Annotated in this window: 22 protein-coding genes; 13 read left to right on the top strand and 9 right to left on the bottom strand. The window is 58.4% G+C overall.

Annotated elements, in window-relative coordinates; all coding sequences use genetic code 11:
• Positions 1 to 14: 14 nt before the first annotated feature.
• Together greA and KMP13_RS13585 are read right to left on the bottom strand one after the other, a co-directional pair.
• Entirely contained in the window at positions 15 to 485 is a 471-nt protein-coding gene (greA, locus tag KMP13_RS13590; protein ID WP_215266386.1) for a transcription elongation factor GreA, read from the bottom strand.
• A gap of 260 nt (positions 486 to 745) precedes the next feature.
• Entirely contained in the window at positions 746 to 1,126 is a 381-nt protein-coding gene (locus KMP13_RS13585; RefSeq protein WP_215266385.1) for a VOC family protein, read from the bottom strand.
• A 95-nt stretch (positions 1,127 to 1,221) separates the two neighbouring features.
• Between KMP13_RS13585 and soxR the strand changes: the two genes are divergently transcribed.
• The 4 genes from soxR (at position 1,222) to KMP13_RS13565 (ending at position 6,280) form a co-directional block, all read left to right on the top strand.
• Positions 1,222 to 1,689 carry a redox-sensitive transcriptional activator SoxR gene (gene soxR / locus KMP13_RS13580; protein WP_215266384.1) on the top strand — a complete coding sequence of 156 codons (468 nt, stop codon included), beginning with the start codon at positions 1,222 to 1,224 and terminating at the stop codon, positions 1,687 to 1,689.
• A gap of 161 nt (positions 1,690 to 1,850) precedes the next feature.
• Positions 1,851 to 3,500 (top strand): electron transfer flavoprotein-ubiquinone oxidoreductase, encoded by a 1,650-nt coding sequence (locus tag KMP13_RS13575; protein ID WP_215266383.1) that lies wholly within the window; start codon positions 1,851 to 1,853, stop codon positions 3,498 to 3,500.
• Positions 3,501 to 3,717: 217 nt separating this feature from the next.
• Complete coding sequence (locus KMP13_RS13570; protein WP_215266382.1) at positions 3,718 to 5,454, top strand: tetratricopeptide repeat protein; 1,737 nt, start codon at positions 3,718 to 3,720, stop codon at positions 5,452 to 5,454.
• The gene (locus tag KMP13_RS13565) at positions 5,447 to 6,280 is read left to right on the top strand and encodes a 4-(cytidine 5'-diphospho)-2-C-methyl-D-erythritol kinase (RefSeq protein WP_215266381.1); all 834 of its coding nucleotides are present in this window, start codon (positions 5,447 to 5,449) and stop codon (positions 6,278 to 6,280) included. The genes KMP13_RS13570 and KMP13_RS13565 overlap by 8 nt, the downstream gene beginning before the upstream one ends.
• 263 nt (positions 6,281 to 6,543) lie before the next feature.
• Here the strand turns inward: KMP13_RS13565 and KMP13_RS13560 are convergent, their stop codons facing one another.
• The gene (locus KMP13_RS13560) at positions 6,544 to 7,542 is read right to left on the bottom strand and encodes a polyprenyl synthetase family protein (protein WP_215266401.1); all 999 of its coding nucleotides are present in this window, start codon (positions 7,540 to 7,542) and stop codon (positions 6,544 to 6,546) included.
• Between the two features lie 57 nt (positions 7,543 to 7,599).
• On the opposite strand from KMP13_RS13560, the gene KMP13_RS13555 reads away from it, so the two are divergent.
• The 3 genes from KMP13_RS13555 (at position 7,600) to KMP13_RS13545 (ending at position 8,933) form a co-directional block, all read left to right on the top strand.
• Complete coding sequence (locus tag KMP13_RS13555) at positions 7,600 to 7,815, top strand: DUF2007 domain-containing protein (protein WP_215266380.1); 216 nt, start codon at positions 7,600 to 7,602, stop codon at positions 7,813 to 7,815.
• Positions 7,793 to 8,581, top strand: a complete 789-nt coding sequence (locus KMP13_RS13550; RefSeq protein WP_215266379.1) for a tRNA1(Val) (adenine(37)-N6)-methyltransferase — start codon at positions 7,793 to 7,795, stop codon at positions 8,579 to 8,581. Before KMP13_RS13555 ends, KMP13_RS13550 begins: the two co-directional genes overlap by 23 nt.
• Before the next feature lie 184 nt (positions 8,582 to 8,765).
• Positions 8,766 to 8,933, top strand: coding sequence for a YdcH family protein (locus tag KMP13_RS13545; protein WP_215266378.1), 168 nt, complete (start codon positions 8,766 to 8,768; stop codon positions 8,931 to 8,933).
• Between the two features lie 115 nt (positions 8,934 to 9,048).
• Here the strand turns inward: KMP13_RS13545 and yddG are convergent, their stop codons facing one another.
• Positions 9,049 to 9,924, bottom strand: coding sequence for an aromatic amino acid exporter YddG (gene yddG, locus KMP13_RS13540; RefSeq protein ID WP_215266376.1), 876 nt, complete (start codon positions 9,922 to 9,924; stop codon positions 9,049 to 9,051).
• The gene (locus tag KMP13_RS13535; protein WP_215266374.1) at positions 9,917 to 10,867 is read right to left on the bottom strand and encodes a transcriptional regulator GcvA; all 951 of its coding nucleotides are present in this window, start codon (positions 10,865 to 10,867) and stop codon (positions 9,917 to 9,919) included. The genes yddG and KMP13_RS13535 overlap by 8 nt, the downstream gene beginning before the upstream one ends.
• Positions 10,868 to 10,980: 113 nt before the next feature.
• Between KMP13_RS13535 and KMP13_RS13530 the strand changes: the two genes are divergently transcribed.
• Positions 10,981 to 11,127 carry a hypothetical protein gene (locus tag KMP13_RS13530; RefSeq protein WP_215266373.1) on the top strand — a complete coding sequence of 49 codons (147 nt, stop codon included), beginning with the start codon at positions 10,981 to 10,983 and terminating at the stop codon, positions 11,125 to 11,127.
• 87 nt (positions 11,128 to 11,214) lie between these two features.
• Here the strand turns inward: KMP13_RS13530 and phbB are convergent, their stop codons facing one another.
• From phbB to KMP13_RS13510, 4 genes are all read right to left on the bottom strand, one after another.
• Positions 11,215 to 11,937: an acetoacetyl-CoA reductase gene (phbB, locus tag KMP13_RS13525; protein WP_215266371.1), complete on the bottom strand. Its 723-nt coding sequence runs from the start codon at positions 11,935 to 11,937 to the stop codon at positions 11,215 to 11,217.
• Between the two features lie 192 nt (positions 11,938 to 12,129).
• Positions 12,130 to 13,305, bottom strand: coding sequence for an acetyl-CoA C-acetyltransferase (locus KMP13_RS13520; protein WP_215266370.1), 1,176 nt, complete (start codon positions 13,303 to 13,305; stop codon positions 12,130 to 12,132).
• 231 nt (positions 13,306 to 13,536) lie between these two features.
• A complete protein-coding gene (locus tag KMP13_RS13515; RefSeq protein ID WP_215266399.1) occupies positions 13,537 to 14,346 on the bottom strand; it encodes an EAL domain-containing protein in 810 nt (269 codons plus the stop codon).
• Positions 14,347 to 14,587: 241 nt separating this feature from the next.
• A complete protein-coding gene (locus KMP13_RS13510) occupies positions 14,588 to 15,151 on the bottom strand; it encodes a TlpA disulfide reductase family protein (RefSeq protein WP_215266369.1) in 564 nt (187 codons plus the stop codon).
• A gap of 20 nt (positions 15,152 to 15,171) precedes the next feature.
• Between KMP13_RS13510 and argH the strand changes: the two genes are divergently transcribed.
• The 5 genes from argH (at position 15,172) to KMP13_RS13485 (ending at position 21,188) form a co-directional block, all read left to right on the top strand.
• On the top strand, positions 15,172 to 16,566 hold the full coding sequence (gene argH, locus KMP13_RS13505; protein WP_215266368.1) for an argininosuccinate lyase: 1,395 nt from the start codon (positions 15,172 to 15,174) through the stop codon (positions 16,564 to 16,566).
• Positions 16,567 to 16,615: 49 nt separating this feature from the next.
• Positions 16,616 to 16,792, top strand: a complete 177-nt coding sequence (locus tag KMP13_RS13500; protein WP_215266367.1) for a hypothetical protein — start codon at positions 16,616 to 16,618, stop codon at positions 16,790 to 16,792.
• Between the two features lie 165 nt (positions 16,793 to 16,957).
• Positions 16,958 to 17,134: a hypothetical protein gene (locus tag KMP13_RS13495; RefSeq protein ID WP_215266403.1), complete on the top strand. Its 177-nt coding sequence runs from the start codon at positions 16,958 to 16,960 to the stop codon at positions 17,132 to 17,134.
• A 101-nt stretch (positions 17,135 to 17,235) separates the two neighbouring features.
• The gene (gene lysA / locus KMP13_RS13490; protein ID WP_215266366.1) at positions 17,236 to 18,501 is read left to right on the top strand and encodes a diaminopimelate decarboxylase; all 1,266 of its coding nucleotides are present in this window, start codon (positions 17,236 to 17,238) and stop codon (positions 18,499 to 18,501) included.
• A gap of 38 nt (positions 18,502 to 18,539) precedes the next feature.
• The gene (locus KMP13_RS13485) at positions 18,540 to 21,188 is read left to right on the top strand and encodes a TIGR02302 family protein (RefSeq protein WP_215266365.1); all 2,649 of its coding nucleotides are present in this window, start codon (positions 18,540 to 18,542) and stop codon (positions 21,186 to 21,188) included.
• The last annotated feature ends 39 nt before the right edge of the window (positions 21,189 to 21,227 follow it).

Genomic DNA, 21,227 nt, shown 5'->3' with positions numbered 1-21,227 from the left:
TGGTCACAAAGGTATTAGCCGTAAACGATCGTCAGGATCTCATACGAGCGCACGCCACCGGGGGTGCGCACGTCTACACTGTCGCCTTCTTCCTTGCCGATCAAGGCACGCGCTATGGGAGATTTGATATTTAGCAGACCCGCTTCGATATTGGCCTCGTGTTCCCCCACGATTTGCCAGGTCTTTTCTTCGTCGGTGTCTTCATCCACCACCGTAACCTTGGCACCGAATTTGATCGACCCTTTCAGCTTGGACGGGTCAATCACGTCGGCCAGGGACAGGGTCCCTTCCAGCTCTTTGATACGGCCCTCTATAAAGGACTGTTTTTCACGGGCTGAATGATACTCTGCGTTTTCCGACAAATCGCCCAGCTCGCGCGCTTCGGCGATCGCCTGAATGATTGCAGGGCGTTCGACGGATTTCAGGTTTTTCAGCTCAGCCTCAAGCGCGGCAAAGCCAGTAGGCGTCATTGGGATTTTTTCCATAGGAAGGTCCGGCGTCTTTTTGTAGCTGCGAACAGCGGTTGTTATCGGGGTCGAACGGTTCCGCCCCGCCGCAGGGGGCTGCGGGCGGGGCGATAGATCGAGTTAACAGATACCTGACCCAATCCTGAGCCGGATTGCAAGGGGCAGGGGCAATGTCGCGGGTGTCTTTGGGGCAGATTTGCCACCAGATCAGCAGCAAATAGCCGAAAATCCTTGGCTATTTCACGCTGACTTGGCGCGCGTGTCCATGCCCGACGGCCCTAGTCATAGGTCACAACTTCAAATTCGATCCCATTGTCATCATGGAAATAAAAGCGACGACCAGGTTCGTAGTCATAGTGTTCACCGGGTTTGAAACCGGCCGACACAACCGCGCGTTCTGTGGCTTCGTAATCTTCTACGATCACCGCCAAATGGTTGAGGCCTCCGCGTGTGACATAGCTACTTGGTGCCTCGTTCAGCTCGGAATTGGGCGTGTAGAGCGCGACATAGCTGGTGTCCGATCCCACGTGCATTGAATGGCCGCCATCGATTGAATCCCCTTGCCAGCGGATGTGCCAGCCAAAGACTTTCTCCATCCAGGCCGCTGTTGCAGCAGGGGTTGTAACAGTGACATTGGCGTGTTCCAAAATTGCAGTCATCAGAGTGTCTCCTTGAGTGTCATTTGACCTTACGAGTCGCTTCACGCTAATTTCTAAACCTAACTTCAGGTCAAGATAATTTTAGAGGTGCAGAAATGGCAGATGGAGCAGGGGTGTCGATTGGATATCTGGCGGAGCGCACCGGTTTGGCGGTCTCGGCCATTCGCTACTATGAGGCGCAGGGATTGGTGAGCCCCTGGCGCAATGCCGGGGGGCAGCGGCGGTTCATGCGGGCCGATATTCGCCGGTTAAGTTTTATTATGATCGCCCAGCAGTTTGGCTTTTCTCTGCCGGAAATCCGTGAACTGTTGTCAGAGCTTCCTGGCAGTCGCACCCCAACGCCCGAGGATTGGACGCAGATTTCGCTGTCGTTTCGCGAAAACCTTGATCGGCGAATCGAGACCTTGCAGAAACTACGTGACAATCTGGACGGCTGTATCGGCTGCGGGTGCCTGTCGCTGCCCAAATGCAGGCTTTACAATCCTGGTGACTTCGCAAATGGCAAAGGAGCAGGCCCGCGCTACCTGATGGGGGACCGACCAATGCCGCAAAGCAGCGATTGATTGTCGAAAACGATAGAACGTTAGCGCAATCTTGCCGCGACGCATCGCTCCACACGTAGAGTTTGGATTGACGGGTTGCTTACGCAGGCGCTAAGCAATCGCGAAAGAATATTGCGCCCAGCCGGGGTCGTAGCGAAATGTAGCCAGGGAGCACCGCAAGAATGGCCGAGATTGAACGTGAAATGATGGAATATGATGTCGTGATCGTGGGCGCAGGCCCTGCAGGTCTGTCGGCAGCTATTCGTCTGAAACAATTGGACGCGGACCTTGATGTCGTCGTGTTGGAAAAAGGCTCCGAAGTGGGCGCCCATATCCTGTCCGGCGCTGTTCTGGATCCTTGTGGTCTGGACGCTCTGATCCCGGATTGGAAAGAAAAAGGCGCGCCGCTGAACACAGCAGTGAACGAAGACAATTTCTTCATGCTGGGTGAGGCGGGCAAAATCCGCATTCCCAATTTCCCCATGCCGCCGCTGATGAACAACCACGGCAACTATATCGTATCCATGGGCAACGTCTGCCGCTGGATGGCGGAACAAGCCGAAGAGCTGGGCGTTGAGATCTTCCCCGGCATGGCCTGTTCGGAACTTGTCTACGGTGACAAAGGCGAGGTCAAAGGCGTGGTCGCCGGTGTCTTTGGTTTGGAAGCGGACGGATCACTAGGGCCGAATTCCGAACTCGGCATGGAACTGCACGGCAAATATGTCTTCCTGTCCGAAGGTGTGCGCGGATCGCTGTCAAAAGAGGTGATCACCAAATACGACCTCGCAGCCGGTAAAGAGCCGCAGAAATACGGCGTCGGCATGAAGGAGATCTGGGAAATCGACCCAGCCAAGCACAAAGCGGGCTCTGTCACCCACACGATGGGCTGGCCGCTGGGCTCCAATGCGGGCGGCGGATCCTTCATCTATCACCTGGACAACAATCAGGTTTACGTCGGTTTTGTGGTGCATCTGAACTACAAGAACCCGCATCTTTTCCCTTACATGGAATTCCAGCGCTTCAAGCACCACCCGATTGTGGCGGAGTTGCTGAAGGGCGGCAAACGCGTGGCCTACGGTGCACGTGCGATCACCGAAGGTGGCTGGCAGTCGATGCCAAAACTGGTGGCGCCGGGCGTCGCACTTCTGGGCTGTTCCGCGGGCATGGTGAATGTCCCTCGCATCAAGGGTAACCACAACGCCATGCTGTCGGGCAAAGCTGCCGCCGAAGCGGCCTTTGACGCGATCAAGGCAGAGCGTTCGGGCGATGAGCTGGCCGCCTATGAGGCCGACGTGCGCGACGGTGCTATCGGCAAAGACCTTAAGATGGTGCGCAACGTTAAACCGATGTGGTCCAAATGGGGTCTCGCGGCCTCGCTCACGCTGGGTGGTTTTGACATGTGGACCAACAACATGTTGGGCTTCTCGCTCTTTGGCACCTTGGGACATGGCAAAAACGACGCGCAATCGACCGAACCTGCGGCGGCGCACAAACCCATCGACTATCCCAAACCCGATGGCGTTTTGTCTTTTGACCGGCTGACCAATGTCTCCTTCTCTTTCACCAACCACGAAGAGAGCCAGCCCGCGCACCTTCGTCTGACGGATGAAAATAAGCCGTTGTTTGACAATCTGCCCATGTATGACGAACCGGCGCAGCGCTATTGCCCGGCAGGTGTCTATGAGGTGGTGGAAAAGGACGGCCAAAAGGAATTTGTGGTGAACTTCCAGAACTGCGTTCACTGCAAGACCTGCGACATCAAAGACCCGGCCCAGAACATCACCTGGACCACGCCACAGGGCGGCGACGGTCCGAACTACCCAAACATGTAAATCCGTCCGCGCGGTCTGCGCGTGGGTTGAAAATCAGAAAAACCGCCGATCCAAATCCCGGTATGGCGGTTTTTACTTGGGTTTCATAAACCTGCTGCCCATAGATTTTGCGTGGTGATGGGCGGATGGCAGCAAGTTGATCTAAGCGCCATTGCCTCTCGCTTGCCGAACGCCTAGCTTGGTTGTTAATGATTTGCCCCATCAGATGGAGACCCGCGTGGCCTTTCGTTTTATCCGCTCTCTGACCATCGCCGCCACATGCAGCGCGCTTCTTTCGACCACATCCACCGCCGCATTGGCACAGAGCGCATCTCACGGATTGGCGGGCGCATATCTGGCCGGACGCGCGGCCACCTATGAAGGCGACTTTGCAGCGACCGCGGATTACTTTGCTCGCGCCTTGGCACGCGATCCGGAAAACGCGGTCTTGATGGACAATGTGGTGTTCTCGCGGATGGCGCTCGGACAGTTGGACCGGGCCGAACCTGTGGCACGTCGCATCTGGGATCGCGGCGCGGTCAGCCAGATCGCCAATGTCGCGGTCGCCGGTGCAATGGCCAAAACGCAGGATTTCGGGGGCCTTTTGGCGCGGGATCTGGAAACCCAAGGCACCGGGAATCTGACGGACGGTCTGATCAATGCCTGGGCGCATTTGGGTAATGGATCTGTCAGCAAGGCCGTGGAAGAGCTAACCGCCCTGTCCGAGGACGAAAACCTAATCTTCTTTGCCGACTACCATCGCGCCCTCGCGCTGGCGTCGGTTGGTGATTACCAAGGCGCGGCCGATATGATGTCCGCCGATGATCGCCGCTTGGCGCGGTCTTCGCGGCGCTCGGTTCTGGCCTATGTGCAGATCCTGTCGCAATTGGACCGTGGCGACGAAGCGCTTGAGTTTATGGAGCTTGCCTTTGCTGGCAGGTTCGACCCGGCGCTGACCCATGTTGCGGATCAACTGCGCGCAGGCGAAACGTTGGCCTTTGATATTGCACCAACACCTGTGGATGGGCTGGCCGAGACCTTCTTTACCCTCAGTGTGGCGCTCAGCGGCGATGCAAGTGCCGATCTGTCGCTGATCTACGCGCAGCTGACCGTTGCATTGCGCCCCGACCATGTGGACGCGCTGCTGCTCAGCGCGGATGTGTTGGATCAGCTGGGCCGCTATGACCTGTCGATTGAGGCCTATGGCAAAGTGCCTGCAACACACCCCGAATATCATGCCGCTGAACTGGGCCGGGCCGAGGCGTTGCGCCGCTCTGCAAAACCCGATGCGGCGGCCGAAGTCCTGTCCAATCTGGCCAAAGCATATCCCGATGATCCCGCCGTTCACCTTGAGCTTGGGGATCTGCAACGTCAGCAAGAAAACTATGCCAAGGCGGTGCCTGCCTATGATCGCGCGCTAGAGCTGACAGCCGAGGGCAGCTCGCGCAATTGGATCCTGCATTACGCGCGTGGGATCAGCCACGAACGTCTGAAAAACTGGGAACTGGCCGAAGCAGATTTTCGCGCCGCACTGGATTTGAACCCGGATCAGCCGCAGGTGCTGAACTACCTTGGGTATTCCATGGTGGAAAAACAGATCAACCTGGATGAAGCCCTGTCGATGATCGAACGCGCCGTCGCAGCCGAGCCTGAGTCCGGCTATATCGTCGATTCGCTGGGATGGGTTCTCTACCGGCTTGGCCGCTACGGCGAGGCGGTGGGTCATCTGGAGACAGCTGTTGAATTGATGCCGGTCGATCCGGTGGTCAACGACCACCTCGGTGATGTTTACTGGGCCGTGGGCCGCGCCCGTGAGGCTGAATTCCAGTGGCGTCGTGCCCTGTCCTTTATCGACCCTGAAGACACCGACAGCGAAGCAGACCCCGACCGCATCCGCAGCAAACTGGATCTCGGTCTGGACGCTGTACTGGCGGAAGAAGGCGCGGAACCGTTGAAAGTGGCACAGGATGGCTAAGGCCTTTGCGCCTGCTAAAATCAACCTGACGCTCCATGTGACCGGCCAACGCGCAGACGGCTATCACCTTTTGGATTCGTTGGTTGTTTTTGCCGATGTCGGAGATCAGGTCACGGTGACACCCGCGTCCGTAGGCGCGGGTTTGAGCCTGTCCGTGACGGGGCCACTGGCGCAGGGCGTTCCAACGGATGATAGCAACCTGGTGGTCAAAGCTGTGCGCCTTGCCCAGGTGCGAGATGCCGATATCGTTCTGGACAAACACCTGCCCGCCGAAGCTGGAATTGGTGGCGGTTCCTCGGATGCTGCCGCAACACTGCACGCGCTGACAGATGAATTTGGCGGTGCCGCGCCTGAAGCGCTTGAGCGTCTTGGAGCCGATGTGCCGGTCTGTTTTGCTGCGAAAGCCGCGCGGATGTCTGGGACGGGCGGGCGGGTGTCGGTGCTGGAGAGCTTTCCCACGCTACCCGCGCTCTTGGTGAACCCACGTATTCCAGTCGCTACACCGCCGGTGTTTCGCGCGCTGACGCAGAAAGACAACGCGCCGATGCCGACAGAGCTTCCGGTGTTCTCAAGTGCAAGTGACGCGATCACCTGGCTGTGGACCATGCGTAATGACCTGCAGGAACCTGCGGTGTCGCTGCACCCTGGCATTGCGGAGGTTTTGCAGGCTCTTAAGGGCTTAGAGCAGGCGCGATTGGTGCGCATGTCAGGCTCCGGCGCCACATGTTTCGCGCTGTTTGCCACGATAGAGCAGGCGCAAAAGGCAGCAGCAACGTTGAAGCAAAGCCAACCCTCGTGGTGGATCAAACCCTGTCTTCTGTCGTGAGCCTCCAAGCGAAACTCCCTCTACAGGCCATAGCACTCCCGCCTGTCCTTGTTTCCCAATGGGAAACTGCGTTCCGTTGGGCATAGCGCCGCGCTAACGCGCGGCGTACGCGTGTTGCGGGAACTGAGTTCAACATTCGAACGCCTCAAGGAAGCGGTACCGCGCCGTGCGTTAGCACGGCGCTCGGCCCAAGGCTGTTTGGCTGGTTTTGCCGTGGCAAAACAAGTCACAGGCGCGGGAGGGGCCCGCGCGCCGCAGGCGGGTTACTTGAGGCGCGCGACCACGTAATCAGCAAGGTCTGACAGGATCTCGCGCAGGGGATGCTCTGGAAGCTTTTCCATCGCTGCCTGTGCCTTGGCAGACCAAGCCAAGGCGTCCTTACGCGTTGCTTGCAGCGTTTGATACTTTGCCATCAACGCCAAAGCTTGGTCGAGGTCGCCGTCTTCCTGCTTGCCCCGCTCAATGGTGCGCGTCCAAAACGCGCGCTCCTCATTGGTAGCCTGCGCCACGGCTTTGATGACGGGTAGGGTCAGCTTGCGCTCGCGGAAATCATCGCCAACGTTCTTGCCGGTTACTTTGCTGTCGCCTTGATAATCCAGCAGATCATCGGCGATTTGGAAGGCAATCCCCAGCGCGTCACCATATTCAAACAGTGCCTGCACCGCATCCTCGGACACGCCGGCAATAACGCCCCCCACTTCTGTCGCGGCCGAAAACAGCGCCGCCGTTTTGCCGCGTACGACCTGCAAATAGACGTCTTCATCGGTGCGCAAATCGCTGGCTGAGGTCATCTGCAGCACTTCACCTTCGGCAATGGTTGCCGAGGCATTGGCAAGGATGTCCAGAACCCGCAACGATCCGGTTTCGACCATCAACTGGAAACTGCGGGAAAACAGGTAGTCGCCAACCAGGACCGAGCTTTTGTTGTCCCACAGCAGGTTCGCCGTCGGACGCCCGCGTCGCTTGCCGCTTTCATCCACCACATCATCATGCAGCAGGGTTGCCGTGTGAATGAACTCAACCGTTGCGGCCAGTTTCAGGTGATCCGCGCCGGAATAACCACAGAGTTTTGCCGCTGCCAACGTCAGCATCGGGCGCAGGCGTTTGCCGCCGGCTTCCACCAGATGTGCCGTCACTTCGGGAATGCGCGGCGCGTGTTTGGAGGCCATCCGATCCCGGATCAGCGCGTTCACCGCCACCATTTCGGAGTCCAAATGTTCCGCAAGCAATTCATGCGGCTTTTGCGAGTTGACTTGATCCATCATTTTCCCGTCTGCAAGGCTCGACAAGCGCGTGCCCTTGGCCTTAGATCCATCCCCATGAAAGAACTCTTGCGCAGCACAGATCCAACCATCCTAGCTTTTGCTTCGGCTCTTCTTGAGGGAGAGGATATAGCCTGCTTTCAGATGGACGTAAATATGAGCGTCCTCGAAGGAGGGATCGGAATTTTTCCCCGCCGTCTGATGGTGCGCGTCGACGATCACGCCCGCGCAGAGCGTGTGATGCACGACAATGAAATCCCCTTGGGGCGCTGATCTCGTGTTTGGCGATGATCAGCTGAGCCGCGATGCCTTCCTTGGGGGGCAAGTCACGCTACTACAACCCAAAAATGGCTATCGTGCCGGGGTCGATCCGGTGTTGTTGGCGGCTTCGGTACCCGCAAAAGCAGGGCAATCCGTATTGGAGTTGGGCTGCGGGGCCGGGCAGGCGTTGATCTGTCTGGGGCGACGGGCCGGGGGCATACGACTCACTGGGGTAGAATTGCAGCCAGCCTATGCAGATTTGGCGCGGCAAAATGGCGCTTTGAATGACGTGGATTTAAACGTGGTTCAGGCTGATTTGTCAGAGCTGCCCAGCGACCTGCGCCAGATCCGCTTTGATCACGTTATCGCCAATCCGCCCTATTATCGCCCCGGCGCCCATAGCCCGGCACAAGATGGTGGGCGATCGGTGGCTTTGGGCGAGCAGACACCGCTCGATCTGTGGCTGGACACAGCGAGTCGCAGGCTTGCGCCAAAGGGCTATTTGCACCTGATCCAACGCGCAGACCGGCTCTCGGATGTGCTGCGCGCTTGCGACGGGCGATTGGGCAGTCTCGAAATTCTTCCCGTGACACCCCGTGTGGGCCGCGCGGCTGAGCTGATCTTGCTGCGCGCGCGCAAAGGTGGGCGGGCGGATTTGAAACTCCACGCGCCGTTGGTTTTGCATGAAAATCCAGAACACCGCGGCGACCACCCCGATTACCGCCCCGAGATCGAAGCCATTCTGCGCCAGGGGCAGGGGCTGAATTGGCCAAAGTGACGTGTTTGATGTACGAAATGCGTAAATTTCACGGTTTTTGATCTAATATCGGCATGCAACTGCCGATTTGCCGCATTCGTCTCGAATTTCTCGCATCTGCAGCGTGACAGATGTGACGGTTTTGTGGTCCACTGAAATCGCCCGGAGAAACCGGGATCATTCAACGCTCAACAGGAGGATTGCCATGAGCCTCAGCTCGCATCTCAATGAACTGAAAAGGAAGCACGAGCACCTGAGCAATGAGGTGGAGGTCGCGCAGCGATCGCCGGGAACGGATGGTCTGCAAATCGCCTCCCTAAAGAAGCAGAAGCTGAAGATCAAAGAACAAATATCACGACTATCGGCGGAGTAACACGCCACCGCGCCTCGTGAAGGATGCGGGACGGCGCCGATGGGGCATGCCTAGCTGGGACAGGCATTTAGGGTCATCCTGAGATGGCCCTTTTTGTTGGCCCCGCGTCGTGATTCTAGTCCGGCGCGTTCGCCCCACGGCTGGCAAAGGCCGCGCAGAGGGCAGCAGTAGTGATCAACCCCGCCGCCAGCGCCAAATTCCAGCTGAACAGCGCAAATCCTGACAGCACCAGAACAACCGTCGACAGCAGCGGCGTGGCATAAGACACCGTGCCCAACATCTGGATGTCGCCTTTCTTGACGCCAATGTCCCAGACAAAAAACGCAAGCCCCACGGGCCCCAATCCCAATCCGATGGCAGATGCCCAGCTGAGCGCAGAGCTGGGCCAGACGGTCTCTTCTAGCGCCAGGTGTAGGCCCCAAGACGCGATGGCAGAGAACAGGCAAAACACTGTGACGCTGCTGGTGGGCACCGCGGCAAAACGGCGTGAGATCACCGAATAGCTGGACCAGGTCAGCGCGCACAGAAGGGCCAGCCCATAGCCCGGCAGATACTGCGCCTGAAACCCGGCCGCGCCGCCGCTGACGATCAAGGTCGCGCCGCAAAACCCCAAAACGGCCCCAATCACATGGCCACTGCGCAAATGTTCCCCCGGCAGCAAGCCAGAGAACAACACAATAAGCAGCGGCCAAAGATAGGCGATCAACCCGGCCTCTGCCGCAGGTGCCAGACGTAGGGCCGAAAAATAGAGCGCATGATAGGCAAATAGCGCAACCGAGCCAAAGGCATAGACCCGCCATGGCACCTGGCGCAGCTTACTTAGGTTGCCGGATGCTGCACACCAGATCATACCCAGACTGCCCCCGATGCTAAAGCACAGCGCATTCAGCAGCAGTGGCGGCGTAGGTTCTGAGCCAACCGTCAAAAGCGCCAGCAGGGCCCACAGCAGGATGGCGCCAAACCCAATCAGGGTCGCGCGGAATTTAGTCATGATCAATGAGCTCTTCTATCGGAATAATTTCAAATCCGTCAAATATATGCGCGGTTTTGTTTATCTCTGCAAAGAACCAATCACGAAAGGCTGCAATTTTTGGTCGGTCCTGACTGCCATTGATGCACATAAACCGAAAACAGGCTGAGACTTCGATGGCTGTGGCAAAGGGGGCAACCAGTCGCCCGTCTTGAATGTCCTTGATGATCATGGGGCGTCTGGCCAGCGCTACTCCCAGCCCGGCAACGGCCGCATCCACTACATGGTTCGCCCCAGAAAAGCGGGTGCCGTGGTCCGGGGTGAAATCAATCCCCACAGCGCGAAACCAATCCTGCCATCGCGGCGGCTGGGGCAGGAAATGGAGCGATTCGTCGATGATAAGCGGGGCGCGGGTGATCGCCTCTGGCGTGGTGAACCGCTCAGCGAGTTCTGGCGTCATGACCGGCGTCAGCCAATCTTTGGGCACGGGGCGCACATAAAATCCCTCCGGGTCCGCCGCGCCAAAGCGGATTGCCACATCCACGTCCTCGCGTTGCAGATCGACGGTGCGCAATGTCGCTGAAAAGCTTAGATCGATATTGGGGTGCGCCTGGGCGAAATCATACAGCCGGGGTGCCAGCCATTTGGCCGTCAGGGCAGGCCCAGCCGTCACGGTCAGGGTTGTGTTGTTTTGCAAGCGCCGCGTGGCGGTCCAGGCCTCGGACAGGCGCAGGAAGCCCTCTGATGCACCGGGGGCCAGGGTGCGCCCTGCCTCCGTCAGCTCAACCGCGCGGTTCAGGCGGCGAAAAAGCTTATCGCCCAGATGCTCCTCTAGCGTCTTGATCTGAAAGGACAGCGCTGCGGGCGTCACGTTCAACTCATCCGCCGCCTTGGCAAAGGACATGTGGCGCGCCGCTGCATCAAAGGCACGCAGGGCGGTCAGTGGGGGCAGGCGGTCTGGCATCTTTCACCCAAGTTTTACTTAACTGACGTCCGCAGAAGTCTCGTTTGTCGCTTGCGCAGAAAGAATGCATCTTTGGTTCAGTAAAGACAAGCTAACCCGAACAGGAGGCCAAGATGATCGAAGCAACCACGCAGACACATATCGCACAGGCCATGACGCGCGCCCACAACGAACGGGCCAAGGCGTTTTCGATCTTTTGGGCGATGCTGTGGAGTTTGCCAAAACGGCGCACGCGCGCCTCTGCTTCCCGCTGGGCCTAGGCCTGGGTCCTTACGGGATACAAGAAGGGCCGCTCATCCGGGCGGCCCTTGATTTATTTGGGTGTCCAATGGGACTGACGGTCGCAGTTAAACGACGAACTGTGCACCGTTTGCAGAAATGGTGGAGCCGTTGATAAACGACGAATCGTCGGCGGCCAGGAAGGCCACACAGCGTGCGATCTCTTCCGGTTCACCCAGACGACCGGTTGGGATCTGACCGATGATCATGTCACGGACCTTCTCGGGAACCGCCATCACCATTTCGGTGGCGATATAGCCCGGACAGATCGCATTTGCAGTGATGCCTTTGGCCGCGCCTTCCAGTGCCAGTGATTTGACGATGCCCAAATCACCCGCTTTGGTCGCGGCATAGTTCACCTGACCAAATTGACCCTTTTGGCCATTGATCGATGAGATCACGATCACGCGGCCAAACCCACGTTCGCGCATGCCAGGCCAGATCGGATGTACCGTGTTGAAAACACCCGTCAGATTGGTGTCGATCACTTGCTGCCATTGTTCTGGCGTCATCTTGTGGAACGGCGCATCGCGGGTGATGCCAGCATTGGCGACAACCACATCGATGCCACCCAGGTCGGCTTCTACCTGTGTGATACCCGCTTTGGAGTCTTCGTAATCGCCTACGTTCCATTTGTAGGTCTTGATGCCGGTTTCTTCGGTAAATGCGGCTGCGGCTTCATCATTGCCGGCATAGGTCGCAGCGACGGTGTAACCTTCGGCTTTCAGCGTTTTGGAGATTGCTGCGCCAATGCCGCGTGATCCACCCGTAACCAGTGCTATACGTGCCATTTTTAGTCTTCCTCCACTTGGGTATTCGCTCTTGTAATTAAATTGCAAAATTCTACGTTGTCACGCAAGCTAATTGCGACGTTGAATTTGAATTTACCTAAGGCCATGTTGTACGATCAATGGTAACGGGGCGATGTCAAAACAAAAGGGCACCCCTAGGGGTGCCCTCGTAAATTACGGTTTTTTAATCATTTATGGGCGCTCAACGCACAAAGCGACGCCCATACCCCCACCGATACACAATGTGGCGAGACCTTTTTTGGCATCCCGGCGCTGCATCTCAAACAACAACGTGTTGAGAACGCGACAACCAGAAGCGCCAATCGGGTGGCCGATGGCGATGGCGCCACCGTTGACGTTCACAATCGACGGATCCCAGCCCATGTCTTTGTTCACGGCACAAGCCTGCGCGGCAAAGGCTTCGTTGGCTTCAATCAGATCTAGATCGTCTACGGACCAGCCGGCCTTCTCCAGCGCTTTGCGTGACGCATAGATCGGACCAACGCCCATGATCGACGGATCCAGGCCTGCGGTTGCATAGGAAACGATTCGCGCCAAAGGCTCGATTCCGCGTTTCTCGGCTTCATCCGCGCTCATCAGCAGAGCCGCGGCTGCACCGTCGTTGAGGCCAGATGCGTTGGCCGCAGTGACCGAGCCGTCCTTGGTGAAAGCAGGGCGCAGTTTCTGCATGCTTTCGATGGTTGCGCCGTGGCGGATGTATTCATCCGCATCGACGGTGATGTCGCCTTTGCGGTGTTTCACGATGAAGGGTACGATCTCATCCGCGAATTTACCGGCTTTTTGTGCGGCTTCCGCTTTGTTTTGGGAGGCCAGTGCAAATTCATCCTGCATCTCGCGGCTGATCTGCCACTTTTCGGCGACGTTTTCTGCGGTCTGCCCCATGTGGTAGCCGTTGAATGCATCCCACAGGCCATCGCGGATCATGGTGTCGATGTATTTCATGTCGCCCATCTTCTGCCCGGCCCGCAGATGCGCGGCGTGGGTCGACAGGGTCATGTTCTCTTGACCACCGGCGGCCACAATCGATGCATCACCCAGCTGGATGTGCTGTGCGGCCAGTGCTACGGCGCGCAGACCAGAGCCACAGACCTGGTTGATACCCCATGCAGCGCTCTCCTGGGGAAGGCCTGCATTGATATGCGCCTGACGCGCGGGGTTCTGGCCTTGGGCGGCTGTCAAAACCTGGCCCAGGATGGTTTCCGAAACTTCGGCTTTGTCGACACCTGCGCGTTCGACAACGGCTTCCAGAACAGCAGAACCCAGATCGTGGGCAGGTGTGGTGGCGAACGAGCCGCCAAAGCTTCCGACTGCGGTCCGCGCAGCGGATGCAATTACAACGTTGGTCATGACTTTTGGTCCTTTGACATCCAGATATTGCGGAAGCGGGGCACAGGTTAAAAACTGTATATGCTATCGCAGCGACCGGCATTCCCCCTCCCTTGCTGGGCACAATAAACAAGTTTGTGCACCTGCAGCAATTCGCAAGGTGTCGCAGCTGAAGGTCCAAAGTCAACTGAAACCGTCACATCAGGGCGTGTGCTTTTTGGAAATAGATAACGCTGAGGTTGCAAGTCTAACTTATGCGCGATTGCGATTCTTCAGCTCTTCCACCCATGGGGCACGCACGGTTGGCGCCCCGTACAGATAGCCCTGAAGACAATCAACTCCGATGGATACCAGGAATTCAGCGTCTTCCTGAGTCTCGACAGCTTCGGCCACCGTCAGCATGTCGAACTGTTTGGAGACCCCAACAAGCGCACGCACAACGGCTTGGTTGTCTAAGTTTTCTGAAATCTTGCGAATGAATTGCCCATCCAGTTTCACCGCATCGAAAAAGAATTGGCGGAAATGGGCAATCGACATGCTGCCCGCGCCGAAATTATCCATGGCAAAGGCGATGCCATATTCTTGCATGCGGGTCATGAAGTCCAAGACCAACTCGGGCGCGCCCTGGGTTGAGGCTTCGGTGATTTCCAGCAGCAGACGTTCGCCGATGGTTTTGTCTTTGATGAGGAAGCGTTTCAATGCCTGGTTCCAACGTTCATATCCGATGGAACGTGCAGACATATTGACCGACAGGCGGATTTCAGGATGTTTGCTGAGCGCCCGCAACCCGTGTTGTAGGGCCAAACAGTCCATTTCGCGCCCTAGTTCGGTGTCTTCCACTACATCCATGAATTCACGCGCCGGGATCACCCGGCCCGTGGAATCCAGCACCCGGATATAACCCTCGTAAAAGGCGACGCCATGGGGCGGCAGGGCCTGCATGATCGGCTGATAAGCCAGCATGGTCTGGTCGTATTTGATCGCATCCGCCACCATGTCCAAGGTGGAGCGGTCCCGGTTGGCCACAGCAGAGCCGAGCGGCGTGTCTGCCCCTTCGGCCATATCGGCAAGTTTGATGCGATTTTTCTTCACGGAAAAGCTCCCGGTGGTTCACGTTGACCAATATGCGTCAAACCACAGGATCCTGCAAAAGAGTGAAGCGGTGATTAAGTATAGGATTTTAATTAATGAAAAAGAGAGCATGACCGCCTGCGTCATGCTCTCATCCCATTATTCTGGACAACCCAGCTTGTGATCCGGTTAAAGCCAGTAAGACCCGGCCAATAGCCTGACCACGCAAGCATTATTCAGCGTCGATCATCGCCTGAACAATTGCCTTGGCGCTGTCGGAATTCCACTCAGCATCGCCCAACAGGCGGGCGACCTCTTTGCCGTCACGGTCCAAGAGCACGGTAATGGGCAGGCCGATCACTGCCATGTCGCGCGCTAGGGTCTGACGATCGTCCTGGTGGCGGGGCAGGTTGGTGATGCCGTTTTCGTCAAAGAACTTGCGGATGCCACCGGGGGAGTTACGGCCGGTGGCAATGGTTAGAACCTCGAAGTCCTCGCCACCAAATTCTTCCTGTAACTCGGAAATCTGCGGCATCTCTTTGCGGCAGGGCGCACACCAGGTGGCCCAGAAGTTCACCAGAACCACTTTGCCTTTGTAATCCTGCAAGGTGGCACTGCCGGCATCATCGGCCAGGTTGAACGGTTTGTCCGAGACATCCTTGGCTGTGCTGTGAACCACTAGTCGCCGCAGGCTGTCTTCGCGCAGGGCCTCCAATGTGGCAGGATCGGCGGCAAGGGCGGCATTTGCACCGAGCGCCAGAGCCATATAAAGGGTGAGGTGACGAAACAGACGCATAATTTCTCCAGGGTTCCACTATGACAGATCAAACCTCGAACCAGATGTGGGGCGGCCGCTTTGCCGCTGGTCCAGACGCGATCATGGAGGCAATTAATGCCTCGATCGGTTTTGACAAGCGGATGGCAGCACAAGATATCGCCGGTTCCAGGGCCCATGCTGCGATGCTCGCGGCCACAGGCGTTATTACGGATAATGATGCGGAGGCCATTCGGGAAGGTCTGCTCACCGTATTGTCAGAGATTGAAATGGGAAAATTTGAATATTCCACGGCGCTGGAAGACATTCACATGAATGTGGAAGCGCGCCTGAAAGCTTTGATCGGCGAACCCGCCGGACGTCTGCACACGGGCCGTTCGCGCAATGACCAGGTTGCGACCGATTTCAAACTTTGGGTGCGCGACCAATTTGATGCCGCCGAAAAAGGCCTGCTGGCGCTGATCGCAGCGCTTGTGGATCAAGCCGAGGCAGGCGCCGATTGGGTGATGCCAGGCTTTACCCATCTGCAGACCGCGCAGCCAGTGACCTGGGGCCACCATATGATGGCCTATGTGGAAATGTTTGGCCGGGACCTGAGCCGGGTGCGCGATGCGCGGGCCCGGATGAACGAGAGCCCGCTGGGTTCTGCCGCCCTGGCAGGCACGTCCTTTCCGATCGACCGGGAAATGACCGCAAGCGCGCTTGGCTTTGACCGCCCAACCGCGAACTCGCTGGATGCGGTGTCGGATCGCGATTTTGCGCTGGAGTTCCTCTCCACCGCCTCGATCTGTGCGATGCACTTGTCGCGCTTTGCGGAAGAATTGGTGATCTGGTCCTCAGCCCAGTTCCGTTTCGTGACCCTGTCGGACCGGTTCTCCACCGGCTCATCTATCATGCCGCAAAAGAAAAACCCCGATGCGGCCGAGCTGATCCGCGCCAAAGTGGGTCGGATCTTTGGCGCGAACACCGCGTTGATGATGGTAATGAAAGGTCTGCCGCTGGCCTATTCCAAGGATATGCAGGAAGACAAGGAACAGGTCTTTGATGCCGCCGACAACTGGATGCTGGCGCTGGCAGCGATGGAAGGCATGGTCAAGGATATGACCGGCAACCGCGAATCCCTGGCGGCGGCTGCGGGGTCGGGATTCTCCACTGCGACGGACCTGGCCGATTGGATGGTGCGCGTGTTGAAAGTGCCCTTCCGCGATGCCCACCACGTCACTGGCGCGCTGGTGGCCATGGCCGAAAGCCGCGGCTGCGATCTGCCGGATCTGAGCCTCGCGGACATGCAAGGCGTGCATGCGGGCATTACTGCGGATATCTTCACAGTGTTGGGCGTGGAAAACTCGGTCAACTCCCGCATGAGCTATGGCGGAACCGCGCCTGCGCAGGTGCGCGCGCAAGTCATCCGTTGGAAAGAGATCCTGAACGGCTAGATTGTCAGTCAGGTCTGAAGACGAAGATTGAAACGAGACGGAGGTTGAAATGTCCAAAATTGTTTGCCTGATGGCGGCCCTTCTGGTTCTGGCCTCCTGTGGTGCGGATGGTGAACCCATCCGCCCAACCTTTGGTGCGGGCGTCAATGTCTCTAGCAGCGGCGTGCACGTGGGCACCAGTGTGGGCGTCAGCAAAGGGCCGATCTCGGTCTCTGTTGGGCTTTGATTTATTGGGTTCGAACGCTCCCGCCCGTCGCCAGTTTTCCACAGAAAAACCGCTCCCGTTGGGCGTAGCACCGCGCCAGCGCGGTGCAGGGGTGCCTGAGGCCAGGGTGGTCTGTGCCCGTCTGACCAGAGCGCGGGATCACATGGTGCAAAAGGGGATTGAGAGTTGAATAGGACCATGCTGCGCCCCCTGTTGGGATTGATCCTTGTCGCGCCTTTGTTGGCCTGCGAACCCCACCCTGCGGCGCTAAGACCGGATCCCCACCGCGTAGAGACACCGGCGCCCCAAAGCGGCATCACAATTTCCGGCAGCGCGCGGGTGGGCGTGTCGGGGCGTTTCTAACCCTTACTGCGCTTGGATCCCCGAACAAGAGCCATCGCAATTGTGTCGATCAGTTCGGAAATCATTGATCCCCACCGCCCTTTTACCCTAAACGCCATCTCATGGATCATTTTCTCTACCGCGACGGCGCGCTTTACGCCGAAGACGTGCCGGTGGCCGAGATTGCGGCCGCCGTTGGCTCCCCCTGTTACATCTATTCCACCGCGACGTTGTTGCGCCACTTCCGCCTGTTTGACGAGGCGCTGGAGGGCACGGAACATCTGGTGTGCTATGCGATGAAAGCGGCCTCCAACCAGGCGATCCTCAAGACGCTGGCTGATGCCGGTGCCGGTATGGATGTGGTGAGCCAGGGCGAATACCTGCGGGCCAAGGCGGCAGGCGTGCCCGGTGACAAGATCGTCTTTTCCGGAGTTGGCAAAACCGAGGAAGAGATTCGCACCGCGCTGAGCGGTGGCATCCGCCAGTTCAACGTCGAATCCGAGCCTGAAATGGTGGAGATCAACCGCGTTGCTCAGGAATTGGGCAAAACCGCGCCGATCACCATTCGCGTCAATCCGGACGTGGATGCCAAAACCCATGCCAAGATCGCAACCGGCAAGTCGGAAAACAAATTTGGCATTCCGATCTCCCGCGCGAAAGAGGTCTACGCTCTGGCAGCCTCTTTGCCTGCGCTCGACGTTGTGGGGATCGACTGCCATATCGGCTCGCAATTGACCGAGCTGGAACCCTTTGCGCTGGCCTATCAAAAGGTCGCAGAGCTGACCGAGTCCCTGCGCGCTGAGGGCCACAATATTCGCCGTCTGGATCTGGGCGGTGGCCTTGGCATTCCTTACACCCGCTCCAACGACGCGCCGCCCTTGCCGGTGGAATATGGCCAGTTGATCAAGGATACATTGGGCCACCTGGGTTGTGAGATCGAAATTGAGCCGGGCCGTTTGATTGCCGGCAACGCTGGCATCATGCTGTCCAAGGTGATCTATGTGAAGTCCGGAGAAGACCGTGATTTCTTAATTATTGATGGCGCCATGAATGACCTGATCCGCCCTGCCATGTACGAGGCGCATCATGACATCGTGCCAGTCGTCGAAGCCACGCCAGGGGTCGAACCGCGCCCCTATGATATCGTCGGCCCGGTCTGCGAATCAGGTGATACTTTTGCCAAAGGCCGCAATATGCCGCCGTTGGATGCCGGGGATCTGATCGCGTTTCGTAGTGCCGGTGCCTATGGCGCGGTGATGGCCAGTGAATACAATTCACGCCCCCTGATCCCCGAGGTGCTCGTTAACGGAGATCAATTCGCAGTTATTCGCAAGCGGCCAAGCTTTGACGAAATGATAAATCGCGATACCATGCCAGAGTGGCTCTGAAGCGATTTTGCCTTCGGAGCATACGGAGGCAATGCCAAATGTCCAAAAAGGACCGCCAGAACAGCCCCGCCGGATCGGCTTGGGGTGGACCAAAGGGGCCACAAAAAGACAGGCAGATCGGCCTATTTGGCCTTGATCCCCGACTGTTGCCGCTGCGCCGTCAGTTGTGGCTGACACGGCTTGGCCTCTTTGGCGAAAACCTGATGCGCGCGCTTTGGCCTGCGGTCTCAGTTCTTTTTGTGATTCTCGCCGCCGTCATGCTCGGGGCGGCGGAATTCCTGCCGATCGAAGGATTTTGGGCGGGTGCCGTCCTTTTGGGGCTTCTTTTGGCGGCGACCTCAGTTTGGGGACTGCGGCGGTTGCGTTGGCCCAGCTGGGAAATGGCCCAGACCCATCTGGACAAAACTCTGCTGGGACGCCCTATTGCTGCGCTGTTGGATGATCAGGTGATTGGCCAGGGCGACGCGGCCTCTGCCCAATTGTGGAAACTGCACCAGAAACGTATGGCCACCAGCGCGGCCGAGGCCACGGCCCCCGCGCCGGACCTGCGCTTGGCGGCAGCCGATCCCTTTGCCCTGCGCTACATGGCGCTGACCGTGATGGTTGTGGCGCTGCTGTTTGGATCCATCCTCCACGTGGGCAGCCTGCAAAAGATGGCCCCCGGTGCCGCGCAGGCGCAGATCGGTCCCAGCTGGGAAGGTTGGCTGGAGCCCCCGCGCTACACCGGTCTGCCGGTGCTTTATCTTGCGGATCAGCCCGGTTCGACCTTGGGCGTCGCCGAGGGCAGCACCGTGACCTTGCGGTTTTACGGCGAAATCGGTGATCTGACGCTGGCGGAAACCGTGTCGGGCCGCACCGATACCCTGCCGTCCGCCGCAGATCCCGAACAGAATTTTACGATCACCCAAGGAGGCAATATCGAAATTCGCGGACCCGGCGGGCACAGCTGGACCGTCAATGTGGTCCCTGACACCGCCCCGCGCGTGTCTGTGGCTGGTGAGCCGGAAGTCGGTGTCGAAGGTCTGATGCAATTGCCGTTCTCGGGCAGAGATGACTATGGAATTGAGCGCGGACAGGTGATCATCGACCTGGATATCCTCGCGTTGGAACGTCGCCACGGTCTGACCATCGAACCAGACCCGCGCTCCGCGATTGAGCTGGACTTGCCGCTGCCCCTGACCGGGGATCGGCGCGAGTTTACCGAATTTCTGGTCGATGACTTCTCCCAGCATCCTTGGGCCAATATGCCCATGGTCTTTACGTTCTTTGTCGAAGACGCCGCTGGTCAGACCGGAGAGAGTGCGGGCTTTGGTGCCCCCCTTGCAGCGCGGCGCTTCTTTGACCCGCTCGCAGCCGCCATTATTGAACAACGCCGCGATCTTTTGTGGGCGCGGGCCAATGCGCCGCGGATCTCCCAGATCCTGCGCACGCTGACCCATGAACCCGAAGATCTGTTCCGCGAAACCGGTGATTATTTACGTCTGCGCGCCATTTTGCGTCGGCTCGAAACCTATATGGTTGCAGGGCTCGACGAGGAGAAGCAGGAAGAGATCGCCGCCGCTCTGTGGGATTTCGCCATTGCGTTAGAAGATGGTGACATTGGCGATGCGCTGGAACGGATGCGCCGCGCGAAGGATCGCCTCAGCCAGGCGATGCGTGACGGGGCTTCGGATCAGGAAATTGCCGAATTGATGCAAGAGCTGCGCGAGGCCACGCAGGACTATATGCGCCAGCTGCAACGCCAGGCCCAAGAGAATGAGAGCGACGACCGCGACAGCGGGCAACAGTCGGAGAACATGCTCGAACTCAGCCAGGACGATCTGCAGGCGATGATGGACCGCATCCAGGAGCTGATGGAACAGGGCCGCATGGCCGAGGCCGAACAGGCCTTGCGTGAATTCCAGCAGGTGATGGAAAACATGCAAGTCACCCAGGGCCAACAGGGGCAGGGCAACTCGCCCGGTGATCAGGCCATGGAAGGTCTGGCTGAAACCTTGCGCGACCAACAGGGCCTCTCGGATCAGGCGTTCCGCGATCTGCAGGAACAGTTCAACCCCAATGCGCAATCTGGCGAAAGTGGTCAGAACGAGGGCCGCCAGGGCGGGCAGGGGCGTGGTCAAAGCCATGAGCCGAGCCAGCAATCGCCCGACGGCGAGGGCCAGACCGGCGAAGGCTCCGAAGGCGGTGCGCAGACGGGGCAGGGACAGGGGCAATCACTCGCGGACCGTCAACAGCAATTGCGGGATGAGCTGCAACGCCAGCAGGAGGGTCTGCCCTTTGGCAATTCCTCCGAAGGCGAAGACACACGCGAAGCGCTCGACCGGGCAGGGCGCGCCATGGATGATGCCGAAGACGCCCTGCGTCAGGGTGACATGGCCGAAGCGCTTGATCGCCAGTCCGAGGCGATGGAAGCCCTGCGCGACGGTATGCGCGCCCTTGGCGAAGCCATGGCCGAACAACAGAAAGCCCCCGGCAGCCCGGGTGAAAACGGCCAGCAAAACCGGGCTGAGGGTACGGATCCCTTGGGCCGCAATGGCGGTGGGGCCAGCGAAGGCGGCAATGTCGGCGACGAACAAGCCTATCGCCGGGCCTGGGATCTGCTCGAAGACATTCGCCGCCGCTCAGGCGAACAAGACCGTAGTGAAAGCGAGCGCAACTACCTGCAACGGCTGCTCGACCGCTTCTAAGGGCGGTCCAGCCTTGCGGCCTGCGATGTTGTTTGTAGC

This window comes from Epibacterium ulvae (assembly GCF_018678075.1).
Lineage (GTDB): Bacteria > Pseudomonadota > Alphaproteobacteria > Rhodobacterales > Rhodobacteraceae > Epibacterium > Epibacterium ulvae_A.
Note: the sequence above shows the minus strand (reverse complement) of the source record. Positions and strands in the feature narration are given on the sequence as shown.